Source organism: Aeromonas allosaccharophila, from assembly GCF_000819685.1.
Taxonomy (GTDB): domain Bacteria; phylum Pseudomonadota; class Gammaproteobacteria; order Enterobacterales; family Aeromonadaceae; genus Aeromonas; species Aeromonas allosaccharophila.
In genome coordinates this window covers 1-19,303 of sequence record NZ_CDBR01000091.1, presented here as the reverse complement: position 1 = coordinate 19,303, position 19,303 = coordinate 1, and the positions used below count along the sequence as shown (strand labels likewise).

At 57.3% G+C, this 19,303-nt stretch carries 22 protein-coding genes, 1 tRNA gene and 1 riboswitch; of the genes, 6 read left to right on the top strand and 17 right to left on the bottom strand.

The window, feature by feature from the left end; all coding sequences use genetic code 11:
- The first annotated feature begins 11 nt into the window (after window positions 1-11).
- The gene (locus tag BN1115_RS15580; RefSeq protein ID WP_042657871.1) at window positions 12-734 is read left to right on the top strand and encodes an AcvB/VirJ family lysyl-phosphatidylglycerol hydrolase; all 723 of its coding nucleotides are present in this window, start codon (window positions 12-14) and stop codon (window positions 732-734) included.
- Window positions 735-1,019: 285 nt separating this feature from the next.
- Here BN1115_RS15580 and BN1115_RS15575 read toward each other — a convergent pair.
- Both BN1115_RS15575 and BN1115_RS15570 read right to left on the bottom strand, forming a co-directional pair.
- A tRNA-Ser gene (locus BN1115_RS15575) sits at window positions 1,020-1,107 on the bottom strand.
- A 134-nt stretch (window positions 1,108-1,241) separates the two neighbouring features.
- Window positions 1,242-1,697, bottom strand: a complete 456-nt coding sequence (locus tag BN1115_RS15570; protein WP_082034878.1) for a type III secretion system chaperone family protein — start codon at window positions 1,695-1,697, stop codon at window positions 1,242-1,244.
- Window positions 1,698-1,855: 158 nt separating this feature from the next.
- On the opposite strand from BN1115_RS15570, the gene BN1115_RS15565 reads away from it, so the two are divergent.
- Complete coding sequence (locus BN1115_RS15565) at window positions 1,856-3,193, top strand: flavohemoglobin expression-modulating QEGLA motif protein (RefSeq protein ID WP_042657869.1); 1,338 nt, start codon at window positions 1,856-1,858, stop codon at window positions 3,191-3,193.
- 91 nt (window positions 3,194-3,284) lie between these two features.
- On the opposite strand, the gene BN1115_RS15560 is transcribed toward BN1115_RS15565, so the two are convergent.
- The gene (locus BN1115_RS15560) at window positions 3,285-3,866 is read right to left on the bottom strand and encodes a thymidine kinase (protein ID WP_042657868.1); all 582 of its coding nucleotides are present in this window, start codon (window positions 3,864-3,866) and stop codon (window positions 3,285-3,287) included.
- Between the two features lie 91 nt (window positions 3,867-3,957).
- A complete protein-coding gene (locus tag BN1115_RS15555; protein WP_042657867.1) occupies window positions 3,958-5,538 on the bottom strand; it encodes a Na+/H+ antiporter NhaC family protein in 1,581 nt (526 codons plus the stop codon).
- 88 nt (window positions 5,539-5,626) lie between these two features.
- Window positions 5,627-5,798, bottom strand: a riboswitch (Lysine riboswitch).
- A gap of 303 nt (window positions 5,799-6,101) precedes the next feature.
- Here BN1115_RS15555 and BN1115_RS15550 point away from each other — a divergent pair.
- A complete protein-coding gene (locus tag BN1115_RS15550; protein ID WP_005337123.1) occupies window positions 6,102-6,506 on the top strand; it encodes an H-NS family histone-like protein in 405 nt (134 codons plus the stop codon).
- Between the two features lie 69 nt (window positions 6,507-6,575).
- On the opposite strand, the gene BN1115_RS15545 is transcribed toward BN1115_RS15550, so the two are convergent.
- The 5 genes from BN1115_RS15545 to BN1115_RS15525 all read right to left on the bottom strand — a co-directional run bounded on the left by BN1115_RS15545 (window position 6,576) and on the right by BN1115_RS15525 (window position 9,464).
- The gene (locus BN1115_RS15545; RefSeq protein ID WP_042657866.1) at window positions 6,576-7,151 is read right to left on the bottom strand and encodes a cob(I)yrinic acid a,c-diamide adenosyltransferase; all 576 of its coding nucleotides are present in this window, start codon (window positions 7,149-7,151) and stop codon (window positions 6,576-6,578) included.
- Window positions 7,148-7,378 carry a DUF3820 family protein gene (locus tag BN1115_RS15540; protein ID WP_005337126.1) on the bottom strand — a complete coding sequence of 77 codons (231 nt, stop codon included), beginning with the start codon at window positions 7,376-7,378 and terminating at the stop codon, window positions 7,148-7,150. The genes BN1115_RS15545 and BN1115_RS15540 overlap by 4 nt, the downstream gene beginning before the upstream one ends.
- Before the next feature lies 1 nt (window position 7,379).
- Window positions 7,380-8,051 carry a 7-carboxy-7-deazaguanine synthase QueE gene (gene queE, locus BN1115_RS15535; protein ID WP_042657865.1) on the bottom strand — a complete coding sequence of 224 codons (672 nt, stop codon included), beginning with the start codon at window positions 8,049-8,051 and terminating at the stop codon, window positions 7,380-7,382.
- A 61-nt stretch (window positions 8,052-8,112) separates the two neighbouring features.
- On the bottom strand, window positions 8,113-8,820 hold the full coding sequence (gene queC / locus BN1115_RS15530; protein ID WP_042657864.1) for a 7-cyano-7-deazaguanine synthase QueC: 708 nt from the start codon (window positions 8,818-8,820) through the stop codon (window positions 8,113-8,115).
- Between the two features lie 20 nt (window positions 8,821-8,840).
- The gene (locus BN1115_RS15525; RefSeq protein WP_042657863.1) at window positions 8,841-9,464 is read right to left on the bottom strand and encodes a tRNA-uridine aminocarboxypropyltransferase; all 624 of its coding nucleotides are present in this window, start codon (window positions 9,462-9,464) and stop codon (window positions 8,841-8,843) included.
- Between BN1115_RS15525 and rrtA the strand changes: the two genes are divergently transcribed.
- Window positions 9,463-10,056, top strand: a complete 594-nt coding sequence (rrtA, locus tag BN1115_RS15520; protein ID WP_167335563.1) for a rhombosortase — start codon at window positions 9,463-9,465, stop codon at window positions 10,054-10,056. The genes BN1115_RS15525 and rrtA overlap by 2 nt on opposite strands.
- On the opposite strand, the gene pyrF is transcribed toward rrtA, so the two are convergent.
- From pyrF to cmk, 6 genes are all read right to left on the bottom strand, one after another.
- Window positions 10,031-10,732, bottom strand: coding sequence for an orotidine-5'-phosphate decarboxylase (gene pyrF / locus BN1115_RS15515; protein WP_042657862.1), 702 nt, complete (start codon window positions 10,730-10,732; stop codon window positions 10,031-10,033). The genes rrtA and pyrF overlap by 26 nt on opposite strands.
- Window positions 10,733-10,750: 18 nt before the next feature.
- The gene (gene lapB / locus BN1115_RS15510) at window positions 10,751-11,917 is read right to left on the bottom strand and encodes a lipopolysaccharide assembly protein LapB (RefSeq protein ID WP_042657861.1); all 1,167 of its coding nucleotides are present in this window, start codon (window positions 11,915-11,917) and stop codon (window positions 10,751-10,753) included.
- A 9-nt stretch (window positions 11,918-11,926) separates the two neighbouring features.
- Window positions 11,927-12,211 carry a LapA family protein gene (locus BN1115_RS15505; RefSeq protein WP_005337143.1) on the bottom strand — a complete coding sequence of 95 codons (285 nt, stop codon included), beginning with the start codon at window positions 12,209-12,211 and terminating at the stop codon, window positions 11,927-11,929.
- A 161-nt stretch (window positions 12,212-12,372) separates the two neighbouring features.
- Window positions 12,373-12,657: an integration host factor subunit beta gene (ihfB, locus tag BN1115_RS15500; RefSeq protein ID WP_033136607.1), complete on the bottom strand. Its 285-nt coding sequence runs from the start codon at window positions 12,655-12,657 to the stop codon at window positions 12,373-12,375.
- 92 nt (window positions 12,658-12,749) lie between these two features.
- Window positions 12,750-14,420, bottom strand: a complete 1,671-nt coding sequence (rpsA, locus tag BN1115_RS15495; protein WP_042013223.1) for a 30S ribosomal protein S1 — start codon at window positions 14,418-14,420, stop codon at window positions 12,750-12,752.
- A 94-nt stretch (window positions 14,421-14,514) separates the two neighbouring features.
- Window positions 14,515-15,207, bottom strand: coding sequence for a (d)CMP kinase (gene cmk / locus BN1115_RS15490; RefSeq protein ID WP_042057282.1), 693 nt, complete (start codon window positions 15,205-15,207; stop codon window positions 14,515-14,517).
- A gap of 248 nt (window positions 15,208-15,455) precedes the next feature.
- Here cmk and ribA point away from each other — a divergent pair, with 248 nt between their 5' ends.
- Window positions 15,456-16,049: a GTP cyclohydrolase II gene (gene ribA / locus BN1115_RS15485; RefSeq protein ID WP_005337152.1), complete on the top strand. Its 594-nt coding sequence runs from the start codon at window positions 15,456-15,458 to the stop codon at window positions 16,047-16,049.
- 81 nt (window positions 16,050-16,130) lie between these two features.
- Here the strand turns inward: ribA and BN1115_RS15480 are convergent, their stop codons facing one another.
- Together BN1115_RS15480 and BN1115_RS15475 are read right to left on the bottom strand one after the other, a co-directional pair.
- On the bottom strand, window positions 16,131-17,087 hold the full coding sequence (locus BN1115_RS15480; RefSeq protein ID WP_042657940.1) for a LysR substrate-binding domain-containing protein: 957 nt from the start codon (window positions 17,085-17,087) through the stop codon (window positions 16,131-16,133).
- Window positions 17,088-17,150: 63 nt separating this feature from the next.
- Entirely contained in the window at window positions 17,151-18,026 is an 876-nt protein-coding gene (locus tag BN1115_RS15475) for a LysR family transcriptional regulator (RefSeq protein WP_042657860.1), read from the bottom strand.
- Between the two features lie 95 nt (window positions 18,027-18,121).
- On the opposite strand from BN1115_RS15475, the gene BN1115_RS15470 reads away from it, so the two are divergent.
- The coding region (locus BN1115_RS15470) for an MFS transporter (RefSeq protein WP_042657859.1) at window positions 18,122-19,303 on the top strand (1,182 nt) is incomplete at its 3' end.

The window sequence follows — 19,303 nt, the reverse complement described above, 5'->3', positions numbered from 1 at the left end:
GAGCATGGCCAATGAGAGCCTTGATATTGCTGTTACTCAGTCTCGTACTGCCCGTTTCATCTTTTGCGGCGCACGCCGCCCCGGTCAAGGATGACCTGAGCCTGATTGAGCTGCCCGTCAAGCAGCCATCCAACGCCCCCATGGTGATCTTTCTCAGCGGCGATGGTGGCTGGGCAGCCCTCGACAAGGGGTTGAGCGACCAGTTTCAGCTGCACGGCATGCCGGTCGTGGGCTGGAGCTCCCTCACCTACTACTGGAAGAAGAAAACCCCGGAGCAGGTGACCGCCGACCTGGAGCGGATCCTCGATGATTATCAGGCCCACTGGCAGCGCCCCCGCTGGCTGCTGGTCGGCTTCTCGTTTGGTGCCGAGATTGTCCCCTTCGTCATCAACCGATTGCCGGAGCACTATCGTCAGGGACTGGTCGGGGCTGTGATGCTCTCCCCCTCTACCAGCTCGGATTTCGAGATCCACGTCAGCGACATGCTGACTCACAAAGCCCGCAGCTACCCGACCGAAGCGCAGGTGAAGACCATCCGCGATCTACCAATGCTCTGCCTGCAAGGAGCCGATGACGATGACGGCGACCGCCTCTGCCCCCGCCTCAACCAACCCAACGTCACCAGCATCACCCTGCCGGGAGGACACCATTTTGACGATAACTACCCCCAGCTCTATCAGGCCATCACCAAGCATCTGAACCTGCCCCCGGATCAACTGACTGTGGAGCATTAACCGGTATCACCACGGAATGCCTTTTAAGTACCGAGCAGGGCAAATCAGCGAGCAATGAAAAGGGCCTCTCTTGCGAGAGGCCCTTTTACTGAATTCGACCGAAAGTTTGACAGGAACAAGCTTGGGTACGGCGTCAAGCTCAGTGCGGCTTTTCACTACGATTGCCCAAGCGGCTGAGCCAGATGCGCTATCAAGAATGAAGATTTACAGTCCTATACCAGCAACCACGTTGGGGTTGCGCTAGAAAGCAAAAAGCCCTGATGTTTCCATCAGGGCTTTGCAATTTGGCGGTGAGGGAGGGATTCGAACCCTCGATACGTTGCCGTATACACACTTTCCAGGCGTGCTCCTTCAGCCACTCGGACACCTCACCAAATTTTGGTCTGTGGTTTAACGTGTTCAGCCAACACGTTGTTCGCTGCGCTGTTGCGCTGGAACGGGGCGTAATTTAGGGGAAAGCCCCGCCCGCGTCAACGGCTTTTTTCACCTGGTGAATCATTCGAACACTTAATGCACAGATTCCGGAGCAACCTGGATTTCCGCCAGGTTGAGGAAGCCGGAACGTTCACATTCGGCAACCAGTTCGTGGGTGGCGGCGATGGTGCTTTGCACGAACAGCAGGAACTGCTCGACGCTGAGTCCGGCCTTGGTAAAGACGGTGTGGCCGACAACCAGCCGCGGCAGGTTGTCATCGATGATATCGAGGAACACCTTGAGGGAGGGGTACTGCATATTGAGTCGGCCCAGTTCGGCGACCAGCGGCAGCATTGCGGAGGGGCGCACTTCCAGCTCGGAGGAGAACAGCAGGCCTTCCTCTTCCACGAAGATCTGGCTCTCCTGAATACCATCGACCGACTGCAAAGAGACAATGTGGATACCGTGACACTGGTCGCAGACATAGTGCTCGATACGAGCCTGTTGCAACCAACGCATTATCATTTCGGAGCTGGGGATATTCATCATTTCCACGACAAGATTGAGATCAAGGGGCGCAGTCTAAACCAATTTGCTAGCAACAAAAAGCACGCCAACCCGATAACCCTGCGGCTCGCTTCTTTTTGGCAAGCGCTATGCATATACTCAGCCAAATCCACGACGACGCTTGCCCCACAGGGGGCCCCATGACCATCCAAGAAAAGTATCGCCTCCATCTGAAATCCCTCTCGGATGAGCTGCTCACCCTGCAAAAACCCATCCGTATTCTGGATGCCATCAAGTGGCCACGCCATCTGCAAGAGCGCTTTCTGGCAAGCGGTGGCAGAGAGCTGCCCGCTATCGACAGGCACTTCTATGATGCCCTCCCCCTCGGCTTCGATCCGCGCAACAAGTATCTGGAGCTCAAGGAGCTGCGAGACAGGATCCGCAGAAAGCTGGGGCCGCAGGACGATCTTGGCCGGATCCTGCAAGAGACGGTCGATCAGTACATGGTGGTGATCGAGATGCTGCGCCAGCGCGGCCAACCCGATTTCCAGCGTTACAGCCAGCTGCTTTATGGCTCTGCCAGCGATCACCTGCGCGGGGATCGCAAGACCCTCAAGGAGCTGGGCGCCCGCCTGTGTGACATCTTCTCCCTGCCCGGTGCGCGCCATCTGGTGCGCCCCTACCCCAAGGAGTTCGAAGGAGAAGCGGCAGTCGCCAAACTGCAGGGCAAGCTGTCGAGCTACTTCAGTGACGGCACGGTGCAAGTGAAGCTGAGCGATGGCATCGTCTCCGACGCCGCGGCCGGTGGTGACTACATCAAGCTCAACTCCCACGCCCGTTTCTCCGAGCTGGACTTGCAGGTGCTGGAGGTACACGAGGGGTGGGTGCATGTCGGCACCACCCTCAACGGTCGCCAGCAGCCCTATGCCACCTGGCTGAGCGCCGGTTCACCGCGGATCACGGCGTGCCAGGAAGGGCTGGCAGTATTGATTGAGACGCTCACCTTCAGCTCCTTTCCGGATCGGGCCAAGCGCATCTCCGATCGGGTGATGGCCATCGACATGGCCGAGCGGGGCGCCGATTTTATCGAGGTGTTTCAGCACTTCGTGCAGCAGGGCACCAGCGAGCACGACGCCTACAAGATCACCCAGCGGGTCTTTCGTGGCGGTATGGTGGGCGGCGGCGCCTGCTTTACCAAGGATCTCTCCTACGTGCGTGGCTATGTGGAGACGGTCAACTTTATCCGCAGTGCCGTGCTGGAAGGGGTGCCCGAGATCCTGCCGATGCTGTTTGTCGGCAAGGTGACGCTGGATGATATTCCGGTGCTCTATCAGCACTATCTGGAGGGGCTGATTGCTGCTCCTCGCTACCTGCCGCCGATGTTTCGCGATCTCACCGGCCTCTATGTCTGGTTCGGTTTTGCCTCCGGCATGTCGCTGGTGGATATCGGTCGGGTACAGCATCATTTTCGCCAGCTGTTTCAACGCCTGCCGGTGGCCGACCCCATCATTGCGCCGGTGGATATCGAGATCGACTGAACCGCAGAGAAGCAAGCTGGGGAAACAAGCAGGAAAAGAAAAAGGGCGCCAGATTGGCGCCCTTCTCGACTATTCAAATATCGCAGCCGGATTACTTGTAGGCGCGACCTTCCAGATAGTGCTTGCGGCACAGTGACACATAGCGATCGTTACCGCCGATCTCCACCTGTTCGCCATCGCGCATCACCTGGCCCGCTTCGTTGACCCGGGAGTTCATGTGGGCCTTGTTGCCGCACCAGCAGATGCTCTTCAGCTCTTCAAACTTGTCGGCCAGACAGAGCAGATGGTAGGAGCCCGGGAACAGCTCGCCACGAAAATCGGTCTTGAGGCCATAGGCCATCACCGGAATATCCTGCTCATCAACGATGCGGGCCAGCTGGTAGACCTGCTCACGGGTCAGGAACTGGGCCTCGTCCACGATAAATACATCGATATGTTGCTTCGCATGGCGCGCTTTCACCATCTCAAACAGATCACAGCTGTCGCTGAACACGTCCACCTTCAGTTCAAGGCCAACCCGGGCACTGATCACTCCGACCCCGAAACGGTCATCGATGGCTGGTGTCATCGCCAGAGGATGCATGCCCCGCTCCAGATAGTTGAAGTGCGCCTGAATGAGCTGGGTGGATTTGCCTGAATTCATGGTGGCAAATTTGTAGTGCAGTGAAGCCATGATACTGTTCCGAAACTGAATTTATGGGGCGCATGCTAACCAAAGCCCCTGACAAAACCAAGGGGCCCGCGGGCCCCTTGCTCTATAAATGTTACGCGGTGGCCAGAGCTGGCCGCGCTTTGGCCTTTTTCAGGTGATAGCAGGTAAAGAGCACGAACCAGAGGGCACTGACGCTGAAACCGGCCAGGCTGGAGTGCATCACCCCCATCGCCAGGTAACCGATAGCCGCACCGAAGGCGATGGCCAGTGCATAGGGCAGCTGGGTCATCACGTGATCGATGTGATGGCAGCCGGCGCCGGTGGCAGAGAGGATGCTGGTGCTGGAGATGGGTGAGCTGTGATCCCCGAATACCGAGCCTGCCAGTACGGCGGCCAGCATCGGCAGCATCAGGCTGATATCGCTGGCGGCGGCCATGTCACCGGCCAGCGGCAGCATGATACCGAAGGTGCCCCAGCTGGTGCCGGTGGCAAATGCCATGGCACAGGAGAGGATAAAGACCACGGCGGGCAGCACTTCGATCGGCAGGTTACCGTTAGCCAGCGAAGCCAAGTACTTACCGGTCTCCACATCGCGCACCACGGCACCTATGGTCCAGGCGAACAGCAGGATGTTGATGGCTGGCAGCATGGCCATGACACCTTGCGGCGCGGCCTTGATCCAGTTCTTGGCACCCAGCTTCAAGCGCATCGCCAGACCGATGGAGACCACCAGACTGCACAGGGCACCGTAGACCAGCGAAGAGCCAACGTTGGTGTTTTCGAACGAACCGAGCACGCTGAACGGCAGCCCTTTCTCGCTCAGCACCGCAGCACCGGAATCGATCATGAAATAGATGGTGGCCGCGGTCAGGGTCAGGATCGGCAATACCATGTCGATCATGCCGCCGTTGCTCTCTTCCGGGCTATCCATATCCAGACCAATGGGGCGGCCCTTGGACTCATCCCACAGCTTGCCTTCCAGTGCCCACTCTTCGTGTTGACGCATCGGGCCGATATCGAGCTGACAGGCAATCACCACCAGCACCATGATCAGGGTGAAGACGGCGTAGAGGTTCATCGGGATCATCTCGACAAACGCCGCGATGGGGCTCTGTTCGGTCAGACCGTGGGCCGCCATGATGCCGCCAACCAGGGCGATGATATAGGCGCCCCAGGAGGAGATGGGCATCAGCACGCAGACCGGTGCCGCGGTGGAGTCCAGCAGATAGGCCAGTTTGGCGCGGGAGATCTGGAAGCGGTCGGTGACCGGACGGCAGATGGCCCCCACCGACAGGCTGTGGAAGAAGTCATCGATAAAGAAGGCAAACACCATCATCCCGGTCAGCGCTTTGGCGCCCTTGCGGGTCTTGGCACGACGTTCGGCCCACTCGGCAAAGGCACGGGTCGCCCCGGAGACGCTCATCAGGCTGATGAGGCCGCCCAGCAGCAGCATGAACAGGATCATGTTGACGTTGTCGCGATTGAGCGCGCCATCGACCCAGAAGATCTTGAGCACGGTATTCAACATGTAATGCAGGGAGTCGAGGGGTGAAAACTGATTGAGCAGCAGACTGCCGGTAACGATGCCCACACCAAGGGACAACAGCACGCGGCGGGTCAGGATCGCCAGCGCGACAGCCAACAGAGGGGGAAGTACGGACCAACCGGAGTCGGCGAAATGACTAATGTCCATGATCTCTTTGCACCTAAAGATTACAGGTGGAGATCTACCGAGAGGATCTAAAGAAACAAAACCTATGGGGAGGTCATACTCCTCAGCCCCTTCAGGTAGCGCTCCATAGTGGATGACTATGGCAGTCCTGCACCTATTAGATGCAGAACCAGCAGCCCGGTATGATGGCCTGGCCACTTCGGCGCTGACTCCTTTCCTTGTGCATCACAGGCATCACCCTCCGCACAAATACTCATAGGCAGCGCGCCTCTACTTAAAGGTATTCGCCAAGCATTTTATCGAGATGGCAGCTTATAGCAAGTTTTTTGATTAAATAGTCATGATAAACATATCAACGTCGGAAAATGGTAGTCAAATGATGCAGCAACACCAGCTTTGACGCTATTTTCACCTACTGCGGTTTCATTGGCATCCAATCCCTGTTCCCTATTGCTGGCCATATTAAATATCTGTATTGATGATCGCTACGGATATAATATTTAACCCGGCTTGACTTATTTAAATCGCCAAGCAAGAATCAGCTGGAACATAATATTTTTCTCTGACTCGACGTGGTAACTCCTATGAATGAATTTTTAAAGGTACTGCTTAATATCCGCAGTCTGCGTGCGACCTGCCGCGAACTTTCTCTGGAACAACTGGAAGAGGCACTGGAAAAACTCTCTGCGATCGTTGCTGAACGTCAGCAGGATGAAGCTGCCGAGCGTCAGGCCCGTGAAGAGCATCTGCGTAAAATCAACGAATATAGCGAAATGCTGAAAGCAGCCGGTATTGACCCGGCAGAATTGGTAAGCGCTGTCGCGACCAACCCCGGCAAATCAGAAAAAGCCAAACGCGCGCCACGTCCGGCCAAATATCGCTATCAGGATAATGGCGTAGAGAAAACCTGGACCGGCCAGGGCCGTATGCCTTCGGCCATTGCCAGCGCTGTGGCAGCAGGTAAATCACTGGAAGATTTTGCTATCTGACAGCGCTTGCGTTGCGAATAAAAAACCTCGCCAAGGCGAGGTTTTTTATTGCCGCTTAAACGTGAAATATCAGATAGCCGATTGCGGGCGATCTGCAGCCTTTACCCATAACACTTCACGCACCCCTGCCACGCAGATGAGGTAGCGGGCAACGGTAAAGAACCAGTCACTCATCCGGTTCAGATAGGGCAGAGCCTCGGGATTGACCTGCTCTTCCCGGCTCAATGTCAGCAGCAAGCGCTCGCAATGACGCACCAGAGTTCGCACCACATGTGCTTGCGCCGCTGCACGGGAACCACCGGGCAATATAAATTGGCGCAGCGGTGGCAATGGCTCGCTATAACGATCTATCTGTTGTTCAAGGCGAGTGGTCCAGGTGGCATTAACCTGCCAAATCAATTCATTCTGGGCGTCGCTGGAGAATGCCAACTCGCCCCCCAGATCAAACAACTCCTGTTGCAACAGCTGTAAATCAGCCAATAAGCCGACCTCTTGCGACGGCACATCACAAATCAGCAAGCCAATATGGGAGTTGAGCTCATCGATATAACCGTAGGTCTCGACCCGCAAATGATCCTTGGGCAACTGGATACCATCGGCCAGCCGGGTCATACCCTTGTCGCCCTGCCTCGTATATATTCTCATACCGACATCCTGTTAATAATGGGAATAATCATGGACTCGAGTCCATTGAGTTTTATCTCATAAGCCAGCGCCAGCGTCTGGCCCAATTTACCCGCCGGAAAACCGCTGCGCGCCATCCACACCAGATAGGGCTCGGGAATATCGATGATACGCCGCCCCTGATATTTACCGTAAGGCATCTTGTTAGTCAGCGTCAGCAGCACCTGTTCGTCGGAGAGCCAATCCATATTAATCGATATCCAGATATTTATGAGTCTGGATTGAGAGTCGCCAGTTACGCGCGATACAGGTATCCATCGCCAATTGGGTGGCCCGTGGCTTCTGGCTAATCGGCTGCAAGGCAATGACCACATCCGGGCGCAGGGCCGCGGTCGCGAGCAGCGCATCCAGCTCTTCGATATGGTGTTCTGTTGCCACCGGATGCTTTATCTCGTTGGCCCGCTCCAGCGCTGAGACCAGCACAGGCAGCCCCCCTTTCATGCCAATCTTGGGGGAGACGGTCACCCAGGTCTGCTCATGGGTCTTGATCTCGCTGGTACCACTGGTTTCAATCTGCACCTGATAACCCGCCGCCAGCAGGGCTGACGAGAGTTCGTGCAGATCGTAGAGGCAGGGCTCGCCACCGGTGATCACCACATGGCGCGCCTGATAACCCAGCTCGCTAAAGCTCTTGATGATCTGCGCGGTGCTGAGTTGGCTCCAGCAATCGGATTCGTTGGAGCGATCCAGCACCGCCTCTTTACCCACTTCACGAGCCGGATCAACAACCCAGGTATGACGGGTATCGCACCAGGGGCAGCCCACCGGGCAACCCTGCAGGCGAACAAAGATGGCGGGCAGGCCGGTAAAGATGCCCTCCCCCTGGATGGTCTGGAAAATCTCGTTAATTGGGTAGTGCATCTCGATCACGGCTTGTTGCAAAAGTCGCGGATTATACCCCAAGCCACGGCAAGACGCAGGCTCACTCTGCGCTTTTCTCGCCCAGCCCGGTTTTATCATACAGCCTGGCCATGATGCCCGCCTTGTCGGCCAGATAGTTGTTCAGGCCGCGACTGCGCAGCTCGCAAGCCGGACACGTGCCGCAACCGTCACCGGCAATGCCGTTATAACAGGTCAGGGTCTGCTGACGCACCGTGTCGAGGTGACCATAGTGATCCGCCAGTGCCCAGGTCTCGGCCTTGTCGAGCCACATCAAGGGCGTGTCAAAACGAATGCCGCGACCCAGCCCGAGCGACACCGCCTGATTGAGGGCCTTGACGAACTCGTCACGGCAATCGGGATAGCCGGAAAAATCGGTCTCGCACACACCGGTGATCACCGCTTCGGCGCCTACCTGATAGGCATAGATGGAGGCCAGCGTCAGGAACAGGATATTGCGGCCCGGCACGAAGGTGTTGGGCAGGCCATTATCCTGCAACTCGCAGCTGACCGGGATGTCGTCACGGGTCAGGGCAGAGACCGCCAACTCATTGAGCAGCGTCACATCCATCACCTTGTGGGCGGCAATCCCCAGTGCACTGCCCAGACGGCGCGCGGTGTCGATCTCTTCCCGATGGCGCTGGCCATAGTCGAAGGTGATGGCGTGTACTTCATCATACTGAGCCAATGCCTGCACCAGACAAGTAGTGCTGTCCTGACCGCCGCTGAAAACCACGACTGCTTTTTTCATCTTGATAACTCCTTGAATTGTCACGCGCGGCGGCCTTCGGCAAAGTCCTGCCACTGGGTATTCAGCCGGTTAAACAGGGTCAGCAAGGGCGCATAACGCTCCGGCCTCCCCTCCCACCGGGACAAGAGGTGATAGCCCGCCTCTATGGTAGAGAGGGCATCGGGAAAGGGTTTCTTGCGAATGGCATATTGACCGGCAATGGCACCAATGCCGATGCGGGGCAAGCGGGCCAGTGCCGGGTTGCTCTGCAACATGCGATAGGCTTTGCGCCAGGTGCCGTCGAGCAAGATAAAGGCGATGGGCACCGCATCAGAGGGCTCACTCGTCCGCTGTTGGCGAAGATCGGTCAGCGAAATGGCATCCTCATCCGGCCAGAGTAGATAGCAGCGACGGGAAGGATCGGCGAGCAGCCCGCTCAGCCACTCATCGCGGGAAAAGTCCTCCCCCACATGGATCTCGCACTGTTGCAAAGAGGCTGCCAGCAGCGCCGCGGTGCCCTTGGGATGTGCCACCTCGTTGGGGTGCTGCAAGATGTAGAGGGGCGTGTGATTGTCAACCTGCACAATATAATCGCACAGGCAGGCTTTGAGGGCTCGGGTGCAACGTGTACAGTATCGACTGTTCTTGTCGTTGGACTGTTTCATGTTGTCAGACAAATCTGGATTGCTCTGGGTTATCACGCTCTCTCTCACCAGCTTGCTACTCTTCTTTACCGTTCCCAACCTTCAGCTCTCCTTCGATCGGCCCTTGATCGCAGGTGGCGAAGGGTGGCGGATCATAACAGGCAATCTGGCCCATACCAATCTGTGGCACCTGCTGCTCAATCTGAGCGGCCTCGCTATCCTCTATAGCTTGTTTCGCGACTATCTGGGTCAGGCCCGTCTGCCGCTGCTGATGTTGCTGCTCTGGCTGGCAGTGGGCTTGGGGATCTGGTGGTGGTGCCCGCAGACCCAGTGGTACATGGGGCTATCCGGCTCGCTGCATGGCCTGTTTGTCTGGGGGGCAATGCAGGATATCCGCCACGGACGCCGCACATCGGGCTGGCTACTGCTGGCAGGGATGGGGCTCAAACTGGTAATGGACTTCTACAACGCAGGAGAGAGCCCGATCTCCACCCTGATCAATGCCAGGGTACACATCGGCTCTCACCTTATCGGGGCCGGTGCAGGCCTGTTGCTCGGCCTGCACCGTGTATCACTGAGTGAGTCTGTTACGCACCAGCCAGCTCGGCATTGATACTGGCCAGCATGGCGGCCGGATCGGCAGCCTGGGTAATGGGGCGACCGATAACCAGATAATCGGAACCCGCCTCGACCGCCGCTTTGGGGGTCATCACCCGGCGCTGATCGCCCACCGCTGAACCGGTCGGGCGAATGCCCGGGGTCACCAGCTTGAAATCGGCGCCCAGCAAGGCTTTCAGCTCATGGGCCTCGTTGGCAGAGCAGACCACCCCATCCAGACCGGATGTCTTGGTCAAAGTAGCCAGCCGGATCACCTGCTCGGCCGGGCTCACATCCAGACCAAGGGGGATCATGTCGGACTGCTCCATGCTGGTCAGCACGGTGACCCCAATCAGCAGCGGCGCCTTGTCGCCATAAGGCAGTAGCGCCTCTTTGGCGGCACGCATCATCCGCTCACCACCACTGGCATGCACGTTGACCATCCAGACACCGAGCTCGGCACTGGCTGCCACGGCCTTGGCAACGGTATTGGGAATATCGTGAAACTTCAGATCCAGAAAGACATCGAATCCCTTGGCCACCAGCTGGCGTACAAACTGCGGGCCAAACAGGGTAAACATCTCCTTGCCTACCTTGAGACGGCACTGGGCCGGAGAGATACGTTCAATGAACGCTAAGGCATCTGCCTCGTGCTGATAATCCAGCGCTACCAGTACTTTGGGATCTTGCATCTCACATCCTATTGCTTGTTATTCACCGTCCAGACCACGGATCGGCTTGATGGAACCCCACTGGCGACAAGACGGGCACTGCCAGAACAGCGAGTGAGTGGCAAAGCCGCACTGCCGACACTTGTGGGTTGACTTGATTTTGATCTGCTCGCCGACCAGCTGTTGCAGCAGTTCGAGGCTCTCCTTGGCAGGTCCCTCCTCCGCACCGGCCAGCTGAAAACCCACCAGCTGGTAAAAACCTTTCATCGACGGGTGACGACGCAGTTGACGCAGCACCAGTGAACGGGCCTGGCTCAGGCCATCACGCTCTTCAACCAGCTTGGCAAGGGCAAGGGTCACGCTGACACCGGCGTGATCTTCCACCGCCTTTTCAAGCAGCGGGATTAACGCAGGCGTGCGGCCCAACTGCTGATAGCACTCGAGCAATTTGGGCATAGCCTCGGACGCAAAGTCGATATCCTGCTCGAACACCCGCAGCAACTCCTTGCTGGCCTGCTCATACTCCCCCTCTGCCATGGCGAGCTCAGCAAGACGCAAACTGGCCCGGGCACATGCCGGATTGATGGTGAGCGCCCGTTTGAGCTTGGCCAGCCCCTCCCCTTTATTGCCCTCGCGCAGCGCAATCTCGGCTTGTTCGCAATAGAAATGGGAAATGGGGTCGGCCAGCTTCTTGCCCTGATATTTTTGCAGACGAACCGCCACATCGATGGCCTTGTCCCAATCCCGCAGCTGCTGATGGATGATCAACAGCTGTGCCAGCGCCGTCTCTTCATAATCGCTGTCGTCACACAGCTCATTCCAGAGCGCTTCAGCACGGTCTAGCAGACCGGCAGCCAGAAAATCGCGAGCCAGCTCCTGCAAGGCCAGCTGGCGCTGCTCCCGGGTCAATTGACGGGTCACCAGATTCTGGTGGATCTTGATGGCACGATCGACCTCCCCGCGCTGGCGAAACAGGTTGCCGAGGGAGAGGTGTGTTTCGATGGTTTCACTGTCCACCTCAAGCAGCTGGATAAAGAGATCCACCGCCTTGTCGGATTCATCGGACAGCAAATAGTTGAGGCCCGCCACATACTGGCGGGAAAACTGGTTACTCTGTTTCTGGGTGTCCTGGCGAACACTCCTGCGACCCATGTACCAGCCATAACCGGCGGCGATGGGCAACAGCAGGAAAAGCAGTTCAAGCATTGAGGAACATTATTCCTTACCCGGTGACCGGGCCAGCTCCAACTCGCGGGATTGACGACGCATGGTGCGGTTGAGGGTGCGGTTTTGCATTTTCAGGCGCAGGAACAGCAGGCCGAATACCAGCCAGCCCAGCAAAAAACCACCAGCGAAGAAGAAGCCCAACAACATGGCAAGCGAGAACTCGCCCTGAGCAATCAGGTAATTGAACTGAACCAGCTGGCCGTTTTGTGAGCCCAGCGCCAAGGTCAGAACAAACACCAGCACCAGCGGAATGAGGGCCAAAATACGCTTCATAAGAGCTCCCTGTCAGTATCATCTAATGAGAGGCTGATTATCCTTAAAATCGCAGGCAGACTCTAGAGTGAATGGGAAAAGAGTTTAAGAAACAAGACGATTGGCACAGGAATCGGCGCCAAAAACAAAAAAGGCATACCCGAGGTATGCCCATTTCTGCATTATTCAATGATGTTGACGCGCTCGCGCAACTCTTTGCCAGGTTTGAAGTGCGGGACATATTTCCCGGTCAGTTCAACCTTGTCCCCAGTCTTGGGGTTGCGTCCCACACGGGGCGCACGATAGTGCAGTGAAAAACTGCCAAATCCGCGGATTTCAATCCGGTCGCCGTTTTGCAAGGTCGACGCCATCTGTTCAAGGATCTCCTTGATGGCGGCTTCGACATCCTTGGCCGGCATATGCATGCGGCTGGATGCCAGTTGTTCGATGAGATCTGATTTGGTCATAACGTTAAATCTCCTTCCCCGATCACATGCAATATTCATTTTGCCAGGATAAAAAAGGGCGGCGCAATGCCGCCCTTTTCTTGCATCAAGGATTACTCACCCTTGGCGGCTTTGAACGCTTCCATCATAGCATTGCTGAACACAACTTCTTCTTGTTGGTTCAGGCTATCGATAGCAACACGCTCATCAGCCTCGTCCTTAGCACGGACAGACAGGCTTACGGTGCGGTTCTTACGATCAACGCCCATGAATTTAGCTTCTACTTCGTCACCAACAGACAGCACCAGAGTGGCGTCTTCTACACGGTCACGAGCAGCGTCGGAGGCACGCAGGTAGCCTTCTACGCCGTCAGCCAGTTCGATAACGGCACCTTTGGCATCAACCTCGGTAACCTTACCCTTCACGATAGCACCTTTCTTGTTGTCAGCCAGGTACTTGTTGAACGGGTCTTCTTCGATCTGCTTGACACCCAGGGAGATGCGCTCACGCTCCGGATCCACTTGCAGAACAACGGCCTCGATCTCGTCGCCTTTCTTGAATTCACGCACGGCTTCTTCGCCCTGGTTGTTCCAGGAGATGTCAGACAGGTGAACCAGACCGTCGATGCCGCCATCCAGACCGATGAAGATACCGAAGTCAGTGATGGACTTGATCTTGCCGGAAACACGGTCGCCTTTGGCGTGAGTTTCGGCAAACAGCTGCCACGGGTTGGATTTGCACTGCTTCAGACCCAGGGAGATACGACGACGCTCTTCGTCGATGTCCAGAACCATCACGTCAACCACGTCGCCAACGTTAACAACTTTGGACGGGTGGATGTTCTTGTTGGTCCAATCCATCTCGGATACGTGTACCAGGCCTTCAACGCCTTCTTCGATTTCAACGAAGCAGCCGTAGTCGGTCAGGTTGGTCACGCGGCCAGACAGACGGGTGGTCTCCGGGTAACGCTTGGCGATAGCAACCCAGGGATCTTCGCCCAGCTGCTTCAGACCCAGGGATACACGGGTACGCTCGCGGTCGAACTTCAGAACCTTGACAGCGATCTCGTCGCCAACGTTGACGATTTCGGAAGGATGCTTAACGCGCTTCCACGCCATGTCGGTGATGTGCAGCAGGCCGTCAACACCGCCCAGATCTACGAATGCACCGTAGTCGGTCAGGTTCTTGACGATACCCTTAACTTCTTGACCTTCTTGCAGGTTAGCCAGCAGGCTTTCACGCTCGGAGGTGTTCTCGGTCTCGATCACGGCACGACGGGAAACAACAACGTTGTTGCGCTTCTGGTCCAGCTTGATGACTTTGAACTCGAGTTCTTTGTTTTCCAGGTGAGCGGTGTCACGGATCGGACGCACGTCAACCAGAGAACCCGGCAGGAAGGCACGGATGCCGTTCAGTTCAACGGTGAAACCACCCTTGACCTTGCCGTTGATGATACCGATAACGGTAGCTTGCTCTTCGTATGCCTTCTCAAGCTGCAGCCAGGCTTCGTGGCGCTTGGCTTTTTCGCGGGACAGCTTGGTTTCGCCGAAACCATCTTCGATAGAGTCCAGAGCCACATCAACGGTATCGCCGACGTTGATTTCCAGCTCGCCCATGGCGTTCTTGAATTCTTCAGCCGGAATAGCGGACTCGGATTTCAGACCGGCGTCAACCAGTACGAAACCGTTCTCGATAGCAACGACAGTACCCTTGACGATGGAACCTTGACGGGTTTCAACGGCGTTCAGGGACTCTTCAAAGAGTTGAGCAAAAGATTCGATCATTGTTTATGTCACAAATGAAACATCCACTTGCAATCCGGCGCAAGCGGGGCTGTTTTAAATAATCTGCGCCATCCTTGGTGCAGACGACCGGGTGTCAGCTTGCGCTGGCATCACCAAGTTGTTGCTCTGCATAGGCGAGCACTGTTGCCAGCACGTCATCTATGGTCATGGCGGTAGAGTCTACCACCAGAGCATCTTCTGCCGGTTTCAGGGGCGCAGTAGCGCGATTTCTGTCGCGATCGTCACGTTCCCGGATCTCGGTTAAAAGACGCTCAAAGTTAACATCAAAGCCCTTATCTTGCAACTGCTTATAGCGGCGCTGAGCCCGTTCTTCGGCGCTGGCGTCGAGGAAAATTTTCACCTCGGCCTCGGGGAAAACCACTGTGCCCATGTCGCGGCCATCGGCGATCAGACCCGGAGCCTGACGAAATGCCCGTTGACGGCGCAGCAAGGCTTCACGCACCCGGGGGAAGGCGGCGATTTTACTGGCGGCATTGCCCACCTCTTCGGTGCGGATGGTTCGTGAGACATCTTCCCCTTCCAGGATCACCTTGACCAGATCCCCTTCAACCTGAAATTGCACATCCAGATTGGCGGCCAGCGGTACTAATGAGGCTTCACTGTCCAGCGCTACATCGTGATGCAGAGCGGCCAGGGACAACACCCGATAGATGGCGCCCGAGTCCAGCAAGTGCCAACCCAGCTTCTCGGCGAGCAGCTGGCACAAGGTGCCTTTTCCTGCGCCACTGGGGCCATCAATTGTCATCACGGGGGCCATCTGAGGCATAACTTCTCTCCTGCACTGTGTTGCTCCCATCCCGAGGGGGTGGGTTAATGGGCGCCGATTATACCCGAATGTGGTGAGCCTGGCAGTCATCAATCCGCACAAAGGACCAAAACCCCGGCGGGCAGCGGTGCTTGTCTCTTACCTGGACATTTCATTAAGCAATGCAGGGACTTGTTCTTATGGTCGTTGCCGACAAGGCGCGCTAAACTGGCCCCCTTTTTTGAGCCGTTAGCAGTAAGGAGCAACCTATGAGCAGCGTTACCCTCGTGGCCAAATCAAAATTGCCAACCCCCTGGGGCACCTTCACGCTGGTAGGTTTTCAGGAAACCGGCACAGGCAAGGATCACGCAGCACTGGTGATGGGCGACATTACCGGTGAAGAGCCTGTACTGGGCCGGATCCACTCAGAGTGCCTGACCGGAGACGCCCTGTTCAGCCTGCGTTGTGACTGCGGTTTCCAGTTGCAGGCCGCCATGGAAAATATCGCCAAGGCGGGTCGTGGCGTGTTGTTGTATGTGCGTCAAGAGGGCCGTGGCATCGGTTTGCTCAACAAGATCCGTGCCTATCACCTGCAGGATCAGGGTGCCGATACCGTTGAGGCCAACGTGGCCCTGGGCTTCGCCGCCGATATGCGCGATTACACCATCTGCGCCGACATGCTCAAGCAGCTTGAGGTCAAGTCCCTCAAACTGATGACCAACAACCCGCGCAAGATGAAAGCCATGGAATCCTTCGGCATTCCGGTGGCCGAACGGGTGCCGTTGCAGGAAGGGCGCAATCCCCACAACGAGTTCTATCTGTCAACCAAGGCCAACAAGCTGGATCACATGCTGAAGAAGTGAGCCTGCATTGACAGATGCCAGATAGTCAAACGCCTCCAATTCGGAGGCGTTTTTCTTGAGACAGTCACACACCGACCCAGGCTATCGCACTGGCACGGTCAGATTGACCAGCAGTGCATCAAGCTCTTCGCCAGTGCGGGCAGCGCAGCATTGATCGACCCGCTCGCGAGTCAATTGCGGCGCGAGACGGCCAATCAGGTCATACAGATAGCCGCACAAAAACGCCCCTCTGCGCAGACCGATTGCGGCCACACCACCAGGTAGCCAGGGCACCACCTTGAGCAGCAGATCGCCATCGCGCTGGGGCTCCCAGGCAAAGGTGGCCATCACCCCGATGCCCATCCCTTGTCTGACATAGGTCTTGAGCACATCGCTGTCGCTCGCACAACAGGCGATCCGGCTCTCGGCATGAGCGCAATCGGTGCCATGAGTGGCTGAGAGCGGCCTTCCGTCGGTCACCAGCGCAAACTCGACCAGTTCGGCCGGGGCCAGCGATGTCGCTTTGGCCAACGGATGATCCTTTAGCAGCACCAAGCCCCGTTGCCACTGAAATGAGGGGAGCATCAGCAGATCGCTCCCCTCCTCCGGTTCATCGGCAAGCAGCAGATCGGCAGCGCCATCATGCACGGCTGCGCGGCACTGCGCCGCACTCCCCTGCATCAGCGTTACGGCGACTTTGGGAAAGCGGGCTATGAAGCCCTTGAGGATGGCGGGCAGAATATAGCGAGCCTGCAGATGAGTGGCCACAATGGTGAGGGTTCCCTGCTCCGGATGCACATGCTGCCTGGCCATCACCTTGATGGTAGCGACCTTGTCCAGCACCTCGGCGGCTACCTTGATCACATCCCGACCGATGGGGGTGATCTGGGTCAGGTGTTTGCCACTGCGCTCGAAGATCTGGATCCCCAGTTCATCCTCCAGCATCCGCACCTGTTTGCTGATCCCGGGCTGGGAGGTGAAGAGGCTCTCGGCGGTGGCCGACAGATTCAGCCTGTGGTTCGCCACCTCGACGATATAGCGCAATTGCTGCAGTTTCATGGTGTAGCCCTCAAGCGAACCCACCATTAATAGTAACAAATTTTCAGCAAGGGCCCGCCACCATCAGGCCGGGCGATCCTTGAGCAGGAAATCGCGCAAGGCTCGATTGGCCATGGAGAGCGGATCGCCACGCCGCCACGCCACGCAGAGATCGAGATAGATGGGCGGGTCGAAAGGCACACCGCTCAGATCCAGCTCCTCTTCCAGCACCATTCGCAAGAAGGTGGTCACCGCAAAGCCTTGCCGCACCACTGCCTTTAGCAGAGGGATCAGATTGCTCTCGAAGGCAATATCGGGTTCTACGCCAAGGCTCTGGGCCTGCGCCTCCATATGCTCGCGGTGATAGAAACCGCGGCGAAACAGCGCCAACTCCTGAGCAAAAAACTGCGAGAGGGTCACGGCCGGTTCGCCGCGCAGGGGGTGATCGTCCCCCACCACCATCAACATCTCTTCGCTTAGCAGATGTGCCCCCTCGATGGCGGGCGGCAGATCACTGGTGATGAGGATGGCCAGATCGAGGGAGCCATCCACCATCCGGCTGAGCAACTCGCGGGTACCTGCCTCTTCGACCCGGATCTTGAGCCCGGGATAGCGATGCTTGAAGGCCATCAGACGAGGGGGAAAATAGTAGGAGCCCATCATATAGGGGATCCCGATCCGCACCTCCCCCCGCTCCAACCCCTTCAGTTCGGCCATCTCGGCCTCGGCCTGATGCATTTGCAACAGCAGGCGCTCGGCATGGCGACAGAGCACCTCCCCCTCCGGGGTGAGCCGTACCGTCCGGTCCTGCCGATCAAACAGCCGCAACTCGAGCTGCTGCTCCAGTTTGGCGATGGCCATGCTGATGGCAGGTTGTGCCACATGCAGGCTGTTGGCAGCCTTGGTAAACGAACCGGCATCCCTGACCGCCAGCAGATAGGTGAGCTGTTTCAGATCCATGTATCAATTCGTCTTATGAGATAGATAACTTAAATATATTATATTTATAACCGCAAGGACTCTACCCTGACCAAAAGCTGTCAGGACAATACGCAATGATTGAAGTCGGAAGTCGCGAGTGGATACGTGCAACCCTGGCCCTCAGCCTGGGCTCTTTTCTGGTGTTTCTGAACCTCTACCAGACCCATCCCCTGTTACCCCTGATTGCCGAGGTCTTCTCGGTCAACTCCCTCTCGGCCAGCTGGACCCTGGCAGGCTGTACCGCAGGCCTCGCCGCCTCCCTGCTGATCTGCGCCAGACTGGCGGATCGCCATGGCCGTCGGCAGGTCATGCTGGGTACCCTCACCCTGGCGATCCTGCTCTCGTTGTTGATCCCGCTGGTTGAACAGTTCAGCTCCCTGCTATTGCTGCGCATCCTGCAGGGGGCGCTGCTGGCCGGGTTACCAGCTACTGCGATTGCCTATATGGGGGAAGAGTTCAGCAAACGGGCGCTGCTCTCGGCGGTTGGGGTCTATATTGCCGCCAACTCCCTCGGAGGCATTGCCGGTCGGGTGGTCGGTGGCCTGTTGGCGGGCTGGTTTGGCGACTGGCAGCACACCTTTCTGGGGATTGGTGTTATCAGCCTGTCGCTGCTGCCGCTGGTCTTCTGGCTGCTGCCCCATCAGACCCGCTTTGTGGCGAGCGCCCCCGTTCACAGTCAATTTGCCCGCGCCTTGCAGCAACACCTGACCAATCCCTTGCTGGTAGGGGCTTACCTTATCGGGGGGCTCAACTTCATGGTGTTTCTGAACCAGTTCAGCTATCTCACCTTCCTGCTGGCCAAGCCACCCTTCTCCCTGCCCACCCAGTGGCTTGGCATGCTGTTTCTCACCTATCTTTCGGGGACGGTCGCCTCCTCCCTGAGCGGCCGTTTCGCCAACCGCTGGGGGGCACAACGCATGCTGCTGGTCGGGATCGCGCTGATGGCCATCGGCAGTCTGTGGCTGCTGCAGGGCAGTCTGCTCGGGATCCTGAGCGGCTTGCTGGTCTCCAGCTTCGGCTTTTTCCTGGCACACGCCTGCGCCAGTGCCTGGGTCGGTCATCATGTCGAACACAACCGCGCCCTCGCCTCCTCCCTCTATCTGGTGGCCTACTATCTGGGAGCCAGTCTAGGGGGGCTTTACCTGCACCCCTTCTGGGAGCAAGGCGAGCTTGGCGGTCTAGTCATGGGAATTGAACTGGTCCTCATCCTGACGGCGGGCTTGAGCCTCTGGCTCGGCCGTCTCAAACAGCGAAGC